Origin of the sequence: Exiguobacterium sp. s91 (assembly GCF_018618915.1) — a bacterium.
Taxonomy (GTDB): domain Bacteria; phylum Bacillota; class Bacilli; order Exiguobacteriales; family Exiguobacteriaceae; genus Exiguobacterium_A; species Exiguobacterium_A abrahamii.
Window position 1 is genome coordinate 210,795 of record NZ_JACSMZ010000003.1, and the last position, 14,948, is coordinate 225,742.

Below are 14,948 nucleotides of genomic sequence, written 5' to 3' on the forward strand. Positions count from 1 at the left end.
CTTTATATTGAATGAATTGATAATAAAGTTAAGTAGTTTTCGATTCAGGTATGAAGCGGAACTTCAGAAAAGAAGGGATTTTTATGTCTACCACAAAAAAAGGCTATTTCATGATGATCGTCCTCTGGTTCGCCTATGCGACCTTCGCCATGAACTGGGTCGCGGGTTCATCGTTGACGCCACAAATAACGGCGCATTTCTTCGGTAATCAGACCGTTGACCCCCTCATCTCACAACTCGTCAACTATTCGATTACGACGGCGCGTGTCTTCGCCAACATTCTCGCCGCGCTCATCTTGATGAAGCTCGGTCCGAAAAAAGCACCGTTGCTCGCACTGTTGTTCCTGATGATGTCGATCGTCGCCATCTATCTGCCGAACTACTGGGCGTATACGGTCGCTCGCATGGTCATGGGACTCGGTGGTTCAATGGTCATCGTCTACATGAACCCGGTCGTGACACGTTACGTCCAAGATCCGGCTGAAAAATTACGGATCAACGCCTTCAACACTGTTTCCTATAACGTCGGTGCATTCGTCGTGTCACTCTTGTTCACCTTGTTTGCCGATCAATTCGTCAGTGACTGGAAACTGACGTTGACGATTTTCGCGAGTCTGACAGCGATTCTCTTCTTCGCATGGTGGATTGGTAGTGAGTCGTTCGAGTTGAACGATGCTGCGGACGCGGACGAAACGCCTTACGGTTATGGAGATGCTGTCCGCGATCCGTTCCTCTGGAAATATGCGGTTGCCTTCGGCGGTTTCTTGACGCTCTATATCTTATCGCTCGTCGGCTTGAAACCTGTGTTCGATACGTATACGCAGTTGAACGGTTCGCTCGTCAACCTGTTGGTCTCAGGTGCCGGAATCGTCGGAACGTTCGTCGGTCTACGGATCGGTAACAAAGGAACACCTCGTAAACCGATTCTGTTGATCAGCGGGACGGTCATGATCGCGAGTTTCCTCGTCACCGTCTTGTTCGGAAACATCTCGCCACTCGTTTCGTATGTCTTTGCGTTCATTTCCGGATTTGCGATGTACATCCAGTATCCGATCTTCATGAACTTGGCACACGAACGAAAAGGGATGACACCGCAAAAGATTACCGTCTTATTCGGTCTCTTCTGGGCGATTGCTTATGCGACGCAGACGATCTTTACGATCATTTGGAGTTACGCACTCGGACATGCGGGATATACGGTCTCGATGATCGTCTTCTTCCTCTGCTGTTCCGTGTATCTGTTCTTCACGTTCTTCTTACCAGAAACAAAACCAAAACGGACGGATGCACTTCGAAAATCCGCTTAATCAAGCAACAAGCCCTTCCGAATCACCGGAAGGGCTTGTTTTTTATGCCTCGTTATGCGCGCCGTAACTATGACGAAGAGCAAATAACAGCCGAATCAATGATTCATGATAACCGATGAACCATCCTTCTTCGATCCCGTTAACGATCGCTTCTTCTGTCATCCAAGCGACGCGTTGGACTTCTTCTTCCTGCAGCGTCAGCGTCGTCAAATCCACTTCCTGCTCGACGAGATAATAATCATCAAAACCGATCTCAAACGGAATCGTCAGATGGGGACGGATGCCTGTGAAATCGATATCGAGTCCAAGTTCTTCCGACAGTTCCCGTTGTGCTGCCATCTGACTCGTATCCCCACTGATCGCACTGCCCCCGACCGTCACATCCCACATGTTCGGCCAACCAGATTTGAACGGTTGCCGTTGTTGGACGAGCATCTCTCCTTTGGCGTTAAAGACACAGACATGAATCGTCATGTGATAATCGCCGGCTGTATGTGGCGTTCCCCGTTGCCAGAGCCGTCCTGTTTTCTTACGATCTGCTGTGTATACGTCCCACTGTTCCATTCTAAATCCTGCTCCTTTTTAATCAATGAAAGATGTAGAGTTCGAACTTTCCTCCGCCTTGACGCAATCAATCGCGACGACGAGGGCGATCAACAATTCTTCCATCGCTTCATCTTCGACTTCAATGATGTACTGATCGGTCCAAGAGATCCATTTCTTCTGCACGCGACCAATTCGTTGTCCTTGTTGTAAGACCTCAAAATCAACATCCCACCAGTCGCCCGTTACTTCGAACTGATCCGAGTTGATCGTATAACGGTCCTTGAAGAACGTGAACTCTTTAATGATCTCAAACGATTGCCCTGCTGCTTCGACATAAAAGACCGGTCGGAAACTGAACGTCTTCTTCGTGATTTCCGCGACTTCCTCTCCATCTCGGTTCGTCACGCTGAATGACTTCGGAAGTTTCATAAAACTTCCCTCGATGTGATAGGCGTCGTGCCCTGCCTCGTCTTGAATCGAGAATCGTCCACGTAAACTGAACGCTTTTTCTTTCATATAGAGTGTATGCATACCGGTCTCCTCCTTTAATGTATAAGTTCATTTACGCGATCACCGACGGAAAAGATTCAATATCTGGAAATTATCGTTTGTATCCGAACTTTCAGTGGTATCAACTTACATACCACGAATCTACGGGAAAGAAGGAATTTTGATGTCTATCAATACGATTGTTCTCTTCATTTTACTCGCCATCGCCCTGTTGATCATCCTTGTCCCACCGCTTCTCTTTTGGCACGTCTGGCGCGCTGATCGTCGCCAGCAAGAACACGCGGTCCTGCGAAACTTCCCTGTCCTTGGAAAAATGCGCTATATCCTCGAGAACATGGGACCGGAACTCCGCCAATACTTATTTCTCAACAATAACGAAGGGAAACCCTTCTCCCGTAATGAATACAAGACGGCCGTCCTTTCCGGCAAATATCAAAGTCGGATTCTCGGTTTTGGATCGGAACGTGATTTTGAAGAAGCCGGTTTTTATGTACAAAACGCCCTCTTTCCAACGAATCGTCAGGAATTACGCATCGACCAGTCGGAACGTGTCGACACACACATCTATCAGATTGACCGCGATGAACTATTTACACGTAAAGAACATCTCGTTGCGAAGCAAATTTCACCGTATCTCTTGAAAATGGAGGATGCACCAGTCATTGGCGCAACGACATGTCGACACCCTTATCAAATCCAAGGACTGATTGGTCAATCAGCAATGAGTTTTGGAGCGCTCGGTGACCGTGCCATTACCGCGCTCTCGATCGGACTGGGTCGCGCCAAAGGGAGCTGGATGAATACCGGTGAAGGCGGGCTGTCTGACTTTCATCTTAAAGGTGACGTCGACATCATCTGTCAGATCGGTCCCGGTCTGTTCGGTGTCCGAACGGAAGACGGTGATTTTTCGTTCGATGAGTTCCAGAAAAAAAGTGAGTTACCGCAAGTCAAAGCCTTCGAACTCAAGCTCGCTCAAGGAGCTAAAACGCGCGGTGGTCACCTCGAAGGATCAAAGGTAACAGAAGAGATTGCCGCTGTCCGGAAGGTCAAAATCGGTGTCGGAATTGACAGTCCGAACCGGTTCAACGAATTCACGACACCAGAGACGATGCTCGACTGGGTCGAACGTCTACGTGAGATCGGCGGAAAACCGGTCGGAATCAAAGTCGTCGTCGGTAATCTCGAAGACATGCGGCAGTTGATTGCTTATATGAAAGAATCCGGACGTCACCCGGACTTTATGACGGTCGACGGAGGTGAAGGAGGGACAGGCGCGACGTTTCAGGAACTCGCGGATGCTGCTGGTCTACCACTCTTTTCCGCCTTACCGTTCGTCCATCAACTCCTGACGGAAGCTGGTTTACGCGACAAGGTCAAAGTGTTTGCGTCCGGTAAGCTGATCAGTGCCGATAAGATTGCGATTGCTCTCGCTCTCGGTGCCGACTTCGTCAATATCGCACGTGGTCTGATGTTTAATGTCGGCTGTATCCAAGCGCAAGTTTGTCATACGAATCACTGTCCGGTCGGTGTCGCGACGACCGATCCGAAGCTGCAAAAGGCGCTGATCGTCGACGAAAAAAGTTTCCGCGTGACGAACTACATCATTTCGTTACGAGAAGGTCTCTATAACCTGACAGCGGCAGCAGGACTCGTCTCGCCGACGGAACTTCGACCCGAACACGTCATCTATAAGGACGAAGCCGGACACCTGATTCCGGGACCGGACTGGATGACACGGCATATGATGGATCGCTCTCTTTCCTCACGGTAACGAATAGCACTCACTTGCACTTTTTAGCCAGAGCGCTTAAAGTGTATAGTTGATGAAATTCTTTAACCACACATGTGCATTACCTTAAGGAAAGGGTTTAATATACTATGAAAAAGAACTTTTGGCAGGACTTACCACGACCATTTTTCGTCTTAGCACCGATGGAAGACGTCACCGACGTCGTCTTCCGCCACGTCGTCGCAAAAGCGGCGCGTCCGGACGTCTTCTTCACGGAATTTACGAATACAGAAAGCTATTGTCATCCGAAAGGCAAGCAGAGCGTCCGCGGACGTCTCGAGTTCACGGAAGATGAACAACCAATGGTTGCTCACATCTGGGGGGACAAACCAGAATATTTCCGCGAAATGAGTATCGGCATGGCAGAGATGGGCTTTAGCGGGATCGACATCAACATGGGCTGTCCCGTCCATAACGTTGCTGTTAACGGTAAAGGCTCCGGTTTGATCAATCGTCCGGAAGTCGCAGCTGAACTGATCCAAGCTGCAAAAGCGGGCGGTCTCCCGGTCAGCGTCAAAACGCGTCTCGGTTATACGAAGGTCGAAGAGTGGCACGATTGGTTGCGCCACATCCTCGAGCAAGATATCGCGAACCTCTCGATTCACCTCCGGACACGTAAAGAGATGAGTGCCGTTCCAGCGCACTTCGAATTGATTCCGGAAATCAAGAAGTTACGTGATGAAATCGCACCACAGACGTTACTGACGATCAACGGGGATATCAACGATCGCCAACACGGTCTTGAACTCGTCGAGAAATACGGTGTCGACGGTGTCATGATTGGTCGCGGGATCTTCCACAACCCGTTTGCGTTCGAAGTCGAGAAAAAAGAACATTCGAGCCAAGAACTCCTCGATTTGTTACGTCTCCAGCTCGATCTGCACGATCATTACTCGGCTCAATTCGAGCCCCGTCTCTTCAAGCCATTACGCCGGTTCTTCAAGATTTACGTCCGCGGATTCCGTGGCGCGAGTGAACTGCGGGTCAAATTGATGGAGACGAACTCAACGGACGAAGTGCGTGCCTTACTCGACGCCTTCGTTGAAGAAGAAGGAATTCACGAGGTCAACTCGTTTTCAATTTAACAACAAAGCACGCCTCCTCGTCTTGAGGAAGCGTGCTTTTTTCGTATCACCAGTGTTCGATAGTTTGACGTGTATCTGCACACCATTGTTCAAAGTCAGACTGATGCGTCAGCAACAGAAAACGTCGTTTGCCGAGTCGCCGATCGAGACGTGCGATGCCACGGATGAAAGGATGTGGATGAACGAGCGCTTGTTCAAAAGGAAGATTCGGATACTGTAACAAGTCTTGCTGCATCTCATAGTTCTCTAGATATCCGTCCTGTTTGACCTGTCGTTCGATCTCAGTGGATAACGCATGCGACTGCTTCAACCAGTCGGACTGCCATAACGATCCGGCTGGTTTTTCCGGTAGCTGTGCAGCTTGTAATGCATAACGCCGCTCGACTTCCCGCTCGAAGTGAAAGTCGTCTGCTCCGAGAATCTCTTCTCCGTCAAACGTCACCCAAACGCGACTAGGACTATCTTGAATCCGGTAGACAGCTGCATGAAAAGCAATCCGTCCCTGTAACGACGGGGCGAGCAGTTGCTCGACCCGTTTTTTGATGATGGAAAACTGCAAGCGATCCGTCCTTTCCGTCCGACTAATGTGATTAGCCGTTCTTCATATGAAACGATTCCGCAAGCGTAAACGTCAACTCTTTTAACTCCAGACCACCGAGTGCAAAGTAGAGTTTTAAATAGTTGTGCGGGTTGAAGACGAAGACATCCTTCGTCTGGCTGACCCACTCGCCGTTCGTTCCGTTGAAGGTAAAGGTCGCAACCGGCATGTTGTTCGCAAATAGTGTCACCGGCATCTGCGCCAGTTCACCGGCGTTCGAACGTGCCGTCAACGTGACCTGATACATCCCTGTCTCTTCTGCCGTGACAGCGAAGACATGACTACTGCCTGTCGTCGTCGTGACGTCCGTTAACGGGAAGGCATCTCCACTGATGAGGCGTTGGTGTGAGACCGCTTGCTCTTCAAGCGTCTCCTCTTCGACCGGTGCCCCGAGAACTTCGACCGGCGATCCTGTTCCCATCACACGGTCCATGACCGGTGAGCGTAACAGGAACTGACAAATGTTCGCAGCACTCCGCAGTAACTCGGAACGTCGAAGTGTTCCGTCAGCGAGAGCCGTCAACGTATCATCCTCGAACGGATTCGTTCCCGGTTCGCCGACGACCATATAGAGATCGTTTTGCGAACGGACCATCGTCGCCGTTTGCTGACGGTTTGCTTCCGTTCCTTCCGCATTGATCTTCGCCCACCAGTCGGTCATGACGATTCCATCAAAGCCCCACTCATCGCGCAAAATACGTGTGTTCTGATCATATAAGCCGGCAGTCCAGATCCCATTGACGGCACCGTACGTCGTCATGATCGAGTAGGCTTTCCCGTCCTTGACGGCCATCTCGAACCCTTTCAGGTACAACTCACGTAACGCCCGTTCTGATACGATCGAATCCAGATCGTGTCGGTGGAACTCTTGGTTGTTGGCACTGAAGTGCTTCAATGTTCCCGTCACACCAACCCGGTGCATCCCGTCGAGTTGTGCCACTGCCATTTTTCCAGTCAGATACGAATCTTCCGAGAAATACTCGAAGTTCCGTCCATTGAGTGGATGGCGGTGAAGGTTCATCCCGGGTCCAAGCAACGTATCAATATCGTTCTTCCGTAACTCAAGACCTGTCATCTCAAATAGATCGGCAATCAATGTTGTGTTGAACGTCGAGGCAAGCAATGTTCCGTTCGGTAACGAGAAGGCTTTCGTCCCGATGTCCATCCGGATTCCGGACGGACCATCCGCGCAGCAGCCTGCTGGAATACCGAGCGCTTCGAGTTCTGTCGTCACGCCACCGAAGGCGCCCGCCGTTCCCGGTGTGACGCGCGGTGAGTTCATCCCTTCCCCCCGGACGATCGCCGCGAGATCCGCATTCGTCAATTGATCGAGGAACGTCTCAAGCGTGACACGCTCTTCTTTGACGTCGCGTAACTTCCAACCGGCATCTTCCGTCTGCGTCCGTTCAACGGGACGCTCCTGTTGACGACGTTGTTCTGGATCGATCGTCCGCAGTGGTGTCGCTTCATACGTCACCGTATATCCCGTTTCGGTCGCTTGTGGTTTGATGCGTTCAAACGCCGTCACTGGTGCCATGTTCTCCGTTAAGACGTCCGTGACGTCAAGCGTCTCGACGAAATGGCTTGCGACTGGAACCGCCGACCGGACGTCCGTTCCGAGATAGAGCTGATACGTGCCAGGTTCGACGACATAAGACGACTTATGCCCGGTGACGCCACTATCGTCATAACTCGCAAATGAGGCAAACGGTACGACGAGTGTGAGAGATTCTTGCTCGCCTGGTGCGAGTTCTTCTGTCTTTCCGAACGTAACAAGTTGACGCGTCGGGTTCCCGAGTTGTCCCTGTGGTTTCTCGAGGTATCCTTGTACGACTTCCTTCCCACTCGTCTGCCCGGTATTCGTCACCGTCGCCGTCACCGTCCAAGCATCAGCTGACGTCGTCACGTCTGTCGTAAGGTCAAACGACGTATACGATAATCCATAACCGAACGGATACAAGACCGCTTCCGGTGCGAACGTCTCGAAGTAACGGTACCCGACATAGATGTCTTCTTGATACAACGCGCGATCAGCATGACCGAAGTGTGGTGTTGACGGATAATCATCGAGTGAACGGACGATCGTATCTGGTAATTTTCCGGACGGCGAGACGCGGCCGAGCAAAAGATCACTCAGTCCAGTTCCGCCTTCCATCCCTCCTTGCCACGCGTAAAGGACAGCACTTGGCGCCGTCTCTTCGACCCAGCGCATATCGATGATATTCCCGACGTTCAAGACGACCACAGTTTGTTTGAAGTGTGTCGTCACGAGTCGGAGCATCTCCTGTTCCGTCTCCGTTAAAAAATAACTCCCTGGATCCGCTGTATTGTCGCGGTCTTCCCCAGCCGTACGACCGATCATGATCAAGGCAACATCGGAGTCAAGCGCTGCTTGCTGAACGAGTGTCGCGTCAAGCGGCATCTCTTCTTGCGACCACGGCTCGGCTGCCCAGCCTTCACCTTGGTCAAACGGATGGTCTTCAAGCCACGTCTCGTACGCCTTGAGGACGTCTGCATTCAGCGTTACGTCTTCGCGTAGCATATCGAGCGGACTGACGACGTTCGTGACGTTGACCATTCCGCCTGATCCCGTACCGCTTTTATAGTAGTTGAACTGATTACGTCCGAAGACAGCGACCGTCGATGCGGGTTGTAACGGGAGTACACCATCATTTTGTAAGAGGACCGCCCCTTCCGCGACGGTTTGTCGAGCGAGTTTTGTATAGGCTTGCCAATCGAGCGTGTATGTCATGCGTCATCCACCTTTGTTAGTTAGTTTGAGAAAAAAGTCGTTTTAAGTCTTTCGCGATTTCGTCTAAGCTGTCCTCGGCTTGCGGATACAGACCGAGTTTATCAAGAAAGGCATGTTCCATCCCGCGGTACTGGAGATAGCGGGTCTTGACGCCGGCGCGTGCGAGCTTTTTCGCATACGCTTCCCCTTCAAGACGTAAGTAATCAAACTCTCCTGTAATGACGAGTGCCTCTGGTAGATCGTCGAGTGTCGCGAACAACGGAGAAATCCTCGGATCCTTTGCGTCACTTGTTTGAACGTACCACTGCTCGAGGACACCCTCTTCATCTTGCAGCGACAAAATGATCCGTTCGAGTAGCTCCGGTTCCGTTTGTCGGTCATACGCTTCAAGCGTCCAATCATATTCCGAATTCGGATGTTCGCCGACATTAACGACCGGATAATACAAGACTTGATAGCGGATATACGGCGTCGGACGCTCGCGGTCGAGCAAACAACAGACCGTCGCTAAGTTCCCACCGGCACTGTCACCAGCGACGGCGATTGCGCTAGGATCAATCCCAAGTCGATCAGCGTGTTCGACTGCCCAATCGATCGATGCATGACAATCCTCAAGCCCTGTCGGAAACGGATGCTCTGGCGCCAATCGATAACCAACGGACAAGACGGCGACGTTCCCTTTATCGGCTAATGCCTTACACGGATTCTCGACCGTCTCGAGCGTGCCCCCGAAAAAACCACCGCCATGAAAATAGACGACGAGCGGGAGTGGACGCGCCGCTTTCGGACAATACAGCCGTGCTTCGATCGTGGTACCGAGTCTTGGGATCGCGAGGACATCCGTTGAGATTTGCCGAGTCGTCACGTCTTCGTTGTCCCAGCCCATGCCGGCACGCGCGAGTTCGACTGGCGACGCCCCTTCTGGAATCGAGACCGATGGACGCTGCGTGAGGACGACCTCACGGACACGCGGATCGAGTGTTCCTGGAGTCGAGACGTCAGGAATCGGCTTATCGACGATCTCAAGTCCGTCTTGATGGATGGATGAACGATTTCGTAACGTCCGTAGTAAGTCTTGCATCGATGCGGTAGACAAATGAATCGCTTCCTTTCTAGTCAAACCGTTATCGAAAGCGCTTTCGGTAACAGTTAAAAAAATTTCGAATGCCTCTTTTTTAAAAAAGAGACCGCTTACATCACAATATACCTGTCTTTGACAGCAGAAGCAAATGTTTCACCTAAAAAAATCAGCGCAGTCGCCTGCGCTGATCCTCATCGTAATTGTTCTTGGGAAACGATCGTAAAGCCATCGATGACCGTGTCTTCCTCGACCTCGATCAACAGGCATCGTTTCCCTTGATAGTTGACTTGTTTGACGTACTTCAAGTCTTGCGGACTGATCGCGATATTTGCGACCTTCGTATTGATTTTAATCGATTTCGCTTCATAGTTCGGGACGATGTTACTTGCCTTCATCTCGTATGTCGGATCGTCAACGACCGTCTTGAACGCCCGTTCGACCTGCTCCGTGCTGACGTCTTCGACACCACTTGCCTTGAGCACACGCTCGACTTCTTGGACGTCGAGCATTGGCACTTCTTCCTCATCCTGATCCTCTTCGACGACGATCAACTGATTGATGTTTTCATAGACACCGGCTAACGTCTTCGTATCCATTGATTCACCGACGACCGATTTGACGATTTCCTCGAAGATCGCTTTATCCTCATCTGCCGTGACGATCGGTTGACCGTTCAAGACATTTTCAAGGAACCCGAAATCCGGTTTATTCGGCTTACCTGCCGCATACAAGACATGATTGACGTCTGCTGCATTGTCGGTGAAGGTCGGGAAGAGGAATCCACCAATTGGCGACGCCAGTTTGATGACCGGATTGATGAATAAGTTCGACTTGAATTCCCGTTCGACAAAATCAAAGACGAGCGATTGTTTCGGTAACTCCGTTAAGTTAAGGCTACCGAGGATGAACGGCGTCGTATAGACGTCGTCATTCGGATCGATCTCTGTCTCATCCGCTTGGCGCTTCGTCGTTTTATAGTATTGTCCGCGAATGAACGTGACGACGAGGTCATTCTCGTACTGGACGTCTTGAACCATCTTCAACGCCATAGTCTGCATCTGCTCGACCCAGTCCTCCGGCTCTTCCGCATACAGTCCTTCATAAAGGAGCTGTTGCGTATGACCCGTCTCTCCTTCTTCCGGATGGGTGAACTTGACCTCGAACAGCTTGACGTCGAGTTTTCCACCTAGTACTTTCTTGAAGTTCGCAAGAAACAGCTCCTGTTGTTCCGGATCAAGCAACGGAAACGGTCGGGCTTCCTCATGATAGATTTCGCTCGTCTCTTTTCGGATATAGACGTTGTAGATTTCATGGATTTTTAGTAAATCAGCATCCATCTTGAAGTGACGACGGATGTCGGCGATGTCTTTTTTATTCATGCATACCAGCTCCTCGAATCATTAAAATCCTGCTTCCTGAAAAGCGTACCATATGCGAGATGACCAGACATCTTTTAGAAAATCAATGCGCACGGAATGAATACGCGCGTGTGACAGGATTAACGATCTCATATTCATATTCTTGGTGGGCAGCGCGAGCTTGCGCGATGCAATTATCTAGTTCTTTTGTGTTGAAATAACGTTGCGCTTCCGTCAACGTGCCACTTACGACTAAAAAGATACCGCACACGATCAACCATCCTCTAATTCGTTCGTTCATTATGTAGTTTCCTTTCTTCTCCACCTAAATCCTAACATCAGACCCTTCTATATAATGACAAAAGTTTAATTTTAATAACATTTACACGATATTCATTTTTTCCTAAATAAGTGATGCCATACTAAAAATTGTGAAGGGTGTCTTCACATCATCTCGTCTCATACATAGGAGGAATGACACGTGTTCAAAGCCATCAAGTCCATCGTCATCACTACGCTCGTCTGCCTGACCGCTTTCCAATTCGATACGACGTCTGTTTCCGCGTTACCATCGGGCATCTCATCGAAAGCGACGGCCCAGTCTCAACTCGATGCCTTAACGGTTAAAACAGAAGGCAGCATGACCGGTTATTCGCGTGATTTGTTCCCGCACTGGAGCAGTCAAGGAGGCGGCTGTGATACACGACAAGTCGTCTTAAAACGTGACGCTGATTCATATGTCGGATCGTGCCCCGTTACATCTGGTTCTTGGTATAGTTACTATGACGGACTGACATTCACGAATCCGTCTGACCTCGACATCGATCATGTCGTACCGCTTGCGGAAGCATGGCGCTCAGGAGCAAGCAGCTGGACGACGACAACACGTCAAGCGTTCGCAAACGATTTGACAGGTCCACAATTGATTGCTGTCTCCGCAAGCTCGAACCGTTCAAAAGGAGATCAGGATCCGTCGACATGGAAGCCGACACGAGCAGGTGCGAGCTGCGCTTACTCGAAGATGTGGATCAATACGAAGAGCCGCTGGAACCTCAGCTTACAGTCGAGTGAAAAAACCGCCTTACAAACGATGTTGAACACATGTACATACTAAAAAGGAGTCGATTCGATGGAAACGAAAACCTCTACCTTTACCGCCACACATGGTGTCATGACGCAAGAAGTTGGTGTCATCAGCGGTGAACTCGAACTCCGGACGACCTGTCAGGAGGACGGAACGTTGGAACTGAAGATTGCTTATGTCGGGGCGATAGACGTTTATACGTTACCCGGCAGTTATCGTGTCCATGACGTTCGGGATCATGACGTCATCCATCAGATGCTCGTCAATGTACTAGAGCGAACATAATGAAAAACAGACGCTGTCCAAGTTAATAGACGGCGTCTGTTTTCGTTCTGTATATTCAAAATCAGATTGTCATTATTTACTAAAGTATGTGTTTTATCTGACGTTCTATCCGGTATAGTGAAAACAACGTCATTATCCTTTCGGGAGGAATACTTCATGCGAAACGTTTTGATTCCAACCGGCGTCATCTTAAGTGGTGCAGGTCTCTACATGGCACTAGAAAGTCACGTGCCTGCGTTACTCGTTACGGGTATCATCATGCTATTTGGTTGCGGTATCGGTATCATCACGAAAGAAAAGTCGGAGTAATCTATGGTCCAGTCAGGGGGATAACTTTGATTCAACAATTCATCAAGGAACAGCAGTCACACGCTACTATTGGCGGGTTTATCGCTAAGTCTGCCGACCCGATCCTCGCCCACGTCAATCCATCACGTTTACAAGACAACGATCTTGTACTATTGATTCAAGCTGATCAATCGATTGTTGTCTCTTTCGCTAATTCACAAGATCAATCAGGTTGGACGCCACTATCACGAGAGCAGATTCATCAATCAAAAAGTCTACTCGCACCGAAGACATGCTATTTCAAAATTAAGCACGGTGAATATGTCGGAACCTATTTGATTTCACCGGATTTGATTGTGAATGATCAGTTTAAGAAAGAAGCGGACTATATGAAATTTATAACAGTATAATAACTCAATAAAACTCAATCGAAATATTTTTATATTCATTCGATTTCAAAAAAGATGTTAGCAACTTTTGAGTAGATTGATCTGCTTTTTCTAAAAGTCCTTCACTTATCTTTTTCTTTTCCACCTTTTCTTTATTCTTACTTATGACATCGAACACAGTTTGCGTCGGATAGTCCGATAGGATGTTTCCCTTTACATCTTCTACCTCTGCTTTTTCGATTTCAGCAACATTATCGAGAATTCTAGCTTTCGGTACTCGTACAAGCATCAAATTTTTTTCTTTGTTATACGACACACTTGCTTTAGAAAGATCAGTTCCTGCTTTTAAATACCCAGAGTATTTGATGAGTTTTATCGCCTCAGCAAACTTTAAATCGGTGACTCCAAGTGAAATTTTTCTGTTCGTACGACTAACCACTACATCACTGTACTCATATTTTAAAGTGGCTAGCTCCGATAGCTCTACTATCTTTTCTTGGATCAGAGAGGTACTGGACCTTTTTTCAGTTTTTAGTTCGATTGGTTTGAATATAAAGAAAACAGCTAATCCTATCGTTACAATAGCTGCAATTGTAATTACGCTAGTAATAATTGTTCTTTTCAAAGTTTGTTCTCCTTAAAAATGTATTTTTTCCCTTTTTTAATTATACATTTTCAATAGTTAAATAATTAATATAAATTTTCATATAAAAAAACTCATAAAATTACTTGAGCAGTTTTGATGCATACTCTAAGTAGTTTTATGAGCTTTAAAATTTATTTAAATTTATAATTATTTTTTAACTATATAACATAATGTATGTGTTTTTGTATCGGTATCTTAATTCTTTACATTCTCGTTGCTCAGCTTCACCTCATAATTCTTTGATCTGTACGATTCATGAATTCTTCAATCTCCTGGACAGAAAATTGATTGCAATCTCCATAAATAGTGTGTTTCAACGCGGATGCAGCTGTTGCAAATGATACTGTATAATCAAAATCTCTGTCCGTCAGTAAACCATGTAATATTCCTGCTGAAAAAGCATCTCCACCACCAACTCGGTCAACAATAGGCGTAATATAGTGTTTTTTTGAAGTGTATAAAATTCCTTCATTCCACATGAATCCGGTTAAATAATTACGACTAGTTGATTTTATCTCTCTTAAAGTTGAATAAAACACCTTTATGTTAGGATAAAGTTTACTCATTTTTTCGTAATAATAGCGAATATCATCTTGTTTCGTTTTATTTTCTTCAATATCCAATAAATGAATGGCGTCTAATTTACCTGCAGAGCAATAATCAACAAGTGGGAGAAGTTTCTTTAATACCTTTTTCGCTTTAGAATGACTCCATAATTTAGCCCTATAATTAAAATCAAAGCTGATTTTTACTTTGCGTCTTTTTGCCTCTTCTACTAATTGTAATGTCAGCATAGTCCAACTACTAGATATCGCTGGTGTTATACCTGAAATGTGTAATAAATCTACGTTATTAAAAAGATTCTCCATTGACCATTCAAGTGTATTCATTTCTGCAAAACTTGAATTAGCTCGATCATAAATAACAGAAGATGTACGTTCTCCAATACCATCCTCTAAAAAATAGCACCCTAATCTAAATCCGCCAAATAATAAATCATCAGTTACCACTCCAAAATGCTGAAAATGTTTTTTAACAGCTAATCCCAATGCATTATCAGGAATTTTACTGGCGAAAGATACATCATGATTAAAGTTTGATAGGCTAACCGCAACGTTAGCTTCACTACCACCATAATTAACCTGAAATTGTTTACATTCACTTAATCTAGTATCTGTCTTAGTAGAAAGTCTTAGCATTACTTCACCTAAAGTTAAAACTCTCCCCATA

Annotated in this window: 16 protein-coding genes; 7 read left to right on the top strand and 9 right to left on the bottom strand. The window is 47.6% G+C overall.

What is annotated here, in order from left to right; genetic code table 11:
* Positions 1–83 precede the first annotated feature (83 nt).
* The gene (locus KNQ06_RS14210; RefSeq protein ID WP_050678565.1) at positions 84–1,307 is read left to right on the top strand and encodes an MFS transporter; all 1,224 of its coding nucleotides are present in this window, start codon (positions 84–86) and stop codon (positions 1,305–1,307) included.
* Between the two features lie 42 nt (positions 1,308–1,349).
* Here the strand turns inward: KNQ06_RS14210 and KNQ06_RS14215 are convergent, their stop codons facing one another.
* Both KNQ06_RS14215 and KNQ06_RS14220 read right to left on the bottom strand, forming a co-directional pair.
* The gene (locus KNQ06_RS14215; protein WP_075642867.1) at positions 1,350–1,871 is read right to left on the bottom strand and encodes an NUDIX hydrolase; all 522 of its coding nucleotides are present in this window, start codon (positions 1,869–1,871) and stop codon (positions 1,350–1,352) included.
* Between the two features lie 18 nt (positions 1,872–1,889).
* Complete coding sequence (locus tag KNQ06_RS14220; RefSeq protein WP_047394907.1) at positions 1,890–2,384, bottom strand: LURP-one-related/scramblase family protein; 495 nt, start codon at positions 2,382–2,384, stop codon at positions 1,890–1,892.
* A 142-nt stretch (positions 2,385–2,526) separates the two neighbouring features.
* On the opposite strand from KNQ06_RS14220, the gene KNQ06_RS14225 reads away from it, so the two are divergent.
* Positions 2,527–4,134, top strand: a complete 1,608-nt coding sequence (locus KNQ06_RS14225; RefSeq protein WP_215148617.1) for an FMN-binding glutamate synthase family protein — start codon at positions 2,527–2,529, stop codon at positions 4,132–4,134.
* Between the two features lie 107 nt (positions 4,135–4,241).
* Entirely contained in the window at positions 4,242–5,237 is a 996-nt protein-coding gene (locus KNQ06_RS14230; protein WP_029343007.1) for a tRNA dihydrouridine synthase, read from the top strand.
* Between the two features lie 46 nt (positions 5,238–5,283).
* Here KNQ06_RS14230 and KNQ06_RS14235 read toward each other — a convergent pair whose 3' ends face one another.
* From KNQ06_RS14235 to KNQ06_RS14255, 5 genes are all read right to left on the bottom strand, one after another.
* Entirely contained in the window at positions 5,284–5,796 is a 513-nt protein-coding gene (locus tag KNQ06_RS14235) for an SF0329 family protein (RefSeq protein ID WP_215148619.1), read from the bottom strand.
* Positions 5,797–5,827: 31 nt separating this feature from the next.
* Complete coding sequence (locus KNQ06_RS14240) at positions 5,828–8,587, bottom strand: glycoside hydrolase family 3 protein (protein ID WP_215148621.1); 2,760 nt, start codon at positions 8,585–8,587, stop codon at positions 5,828–5,830.
* 16 nt (positions 8,588–8,603) lie between these two features.
* On the bottom strand, positions 8,604–9,683 hold the full coding sequence (locus KNQ06_RS14245; protein WP_251133575.1) for an alpha/beta hydrolase: 1,080 nt from the start codon (positions 9,681–9,683) through the stop codon (positions 8,604–8,606).
* A 176-nt stretch (positions 9,684–9,859) separates the two neighbouring features.
* A complete protein-coding gene (locus KNQ06_RS14250) occupies positions 9,860–11,047 on the bottom strand; it encodes a DUF4317 domain-containing protein (protein WP_035395462.1) in 1,188 nt (395 codons plus the stop codon).
* A gap of 82 nt (positions 11,048–11,129) precedes the next feature.
* Positions 11,130–11,327: a hypothetical protein gene (locus KNQ06_RS14255; protein WP_035395460.1), complete on the bottom strand. Its 198-nt coding sequence runs from the start codon at positions 11,325–11,327 to the stop codon at positions 11,130–11,132.
* 192 nt (positions 11,328–11,519) lie between these two features.
* Here KNQ06_RS14255 and KNQ06_RS14260 point away from each other — a divergent pair, with 192 nt between their 5' ends.
* The 4 genes from KNQ06_RS14260 to KNQ06_RS14275 all read left to right on the top strand — a co-directional run bounded on the left by KNQ06_RS14260 (position 11,520) and on the right by KNQ06_RS14275 (position 13,093).
* Positions 11,520–12,140, top strand: a complete 621-nt coding sequence (locus KNQ06_RS14260; protein ID WP_029343013.1) for an HNH endonuclease family protein — start codon at positions 11,520–11,522, stop codon at positions 12,138–12,140.
* A 15-nt stretch (positions 12,141–12,155) separates the two neighbouring features.
* A complete protein-coding gene (locus KNQ06_RS14265) occupies positions 12,156–12,395 on the top strand; it encodes a hypothetical protein (protein ID WP_023469834.1) in 240 nt (79 codons plus the stop codon).
* 156 nt (positions 12,396–12,551) lie between these two features.
* Positions 12,552–12,704, top strand: coding sequence for a hypothetical protein (locus tag KNQ06_RS14270; RefSeq protein ID WP_215148623.1), 153 nt, complete (start codon positions 12,552–12,554; stop codon positions 12,702–12,704).
* Positions 12,705–12,730: 26 nt separating this feature from the next.
* Entirely contained in the window at positions 12,731–13,093 is a 363-nt protein-coding gene (locus KNQ06_RS14275) for a hypothetical protein (protein WP_215148625.1), read from the top strand.
* A 4-nt stretch (positions 13,094–13,097) separates the two neighbouring features.
* Here the strand turns inward: KNQ06_RS14275 and KNQ06_RS14280 are convergent, their stop codons facing one another.
* Together KNQ06_RS14280 and KNQ06_RS14285 are read right to left on the bottom strand one after the other, a co-directional pair.
* A complete protein-coding gene (locus KNQ06_RS14280) occupies positions 13,098–13,697 on the bottom strand; it encodes a DUF4230 domain-containing protein (RefSeq protein ID WP_215148627.1) in 600 nt (199 codons plus the stop codon).
* Positions 13,698–13,942: 245 nt separating this feature from the next.
* Complete coding sequence (locus KNQ06_RS14285) at positions 13,943–14,947, bottom strand: sugar kinase (protein WP_215148629.1); 1,005 nt, start codon at positions 14,945–14,947, stop codon at positions 13,943–13,945.
* Position 14,948 lies beyond the last annotated feature (1 nt).

Coding starts and splice junctions, on each gene's coding strand:
- KNQ06_RS14210 (WP_050678565.1), top strand. CDS start 84: ATGTCTACCACAAAAAAAGGCTATTTCATGATGATCGTCCTCTGGTTC.
- KNQ06_RS14215 (WP_075642867.1), bottom strand. CDS start 1,871: ATGGAACAGTGGGACGTATACACAGCAGATCGTAAGAAAACAGGACGG.
- KNQ06_RS14220 (WP_047394907.1), bottom strand. CDS start 2,384: ATGCATACACTCTATATGAAAGAAAAAGCGTTCAGTTTACGTGGACGA.
- KNQ06_RS14225 (WP_215148617.1), top strand. CDS start 2,527: ATGTCTATCAATACGATTGTTCTCTTCATTTTACTCGCCATCGCCCTG.
- KNQ06_RS14230 (WP_029343007.1), top strand. CDS start 4,242: ATGAAAAAGAACTTTTGGCAGGACTTACCACGACCATTTTTCGTCTTA.
- KNQ06_RS14240 (WP_215148621.1), bottom strand. CDS start 8,587: ATGACATACACGCTCGATTGGCAAGCCTATACAAAACTCGCTCGACAA.
- KNQ06_RS14250 (WP_035395462.1), bottom strand. CDS start 11,047: ATGAATAAAAAAGACATCGCCGACATCCGTCGTCACTTCAAGATGGAT.
- KNQ06_RS14255 (WP_035395460.1), bottom strand. CDS start 11,327: ATGAACGAACGAATTAGAGGATGGTTGATCGTGTGCGGTATCTTTTTA.
- KNQ06_RS14265 (WP_023469834.1), top strand. CDS start 12,156: ATGGAAACGAAAACCTCTACCTTTACCGCCACACATGGTGTCATGACG.
- KNQ06_RS14270 (WP_215148623.1), top strand. CDS start 12,552: ATGCGAAACGTTTTGATTCCAACCGGCGTCATCTTAAGTGGTGCAGGT.
- KNQ06_RS14285 (WP_215148629.1), bottom strand. CDS start 14,947: ATGGGGAGAGTTTTAACTTTAGGTGAAGTAATGCTAAGACTTTCTACT.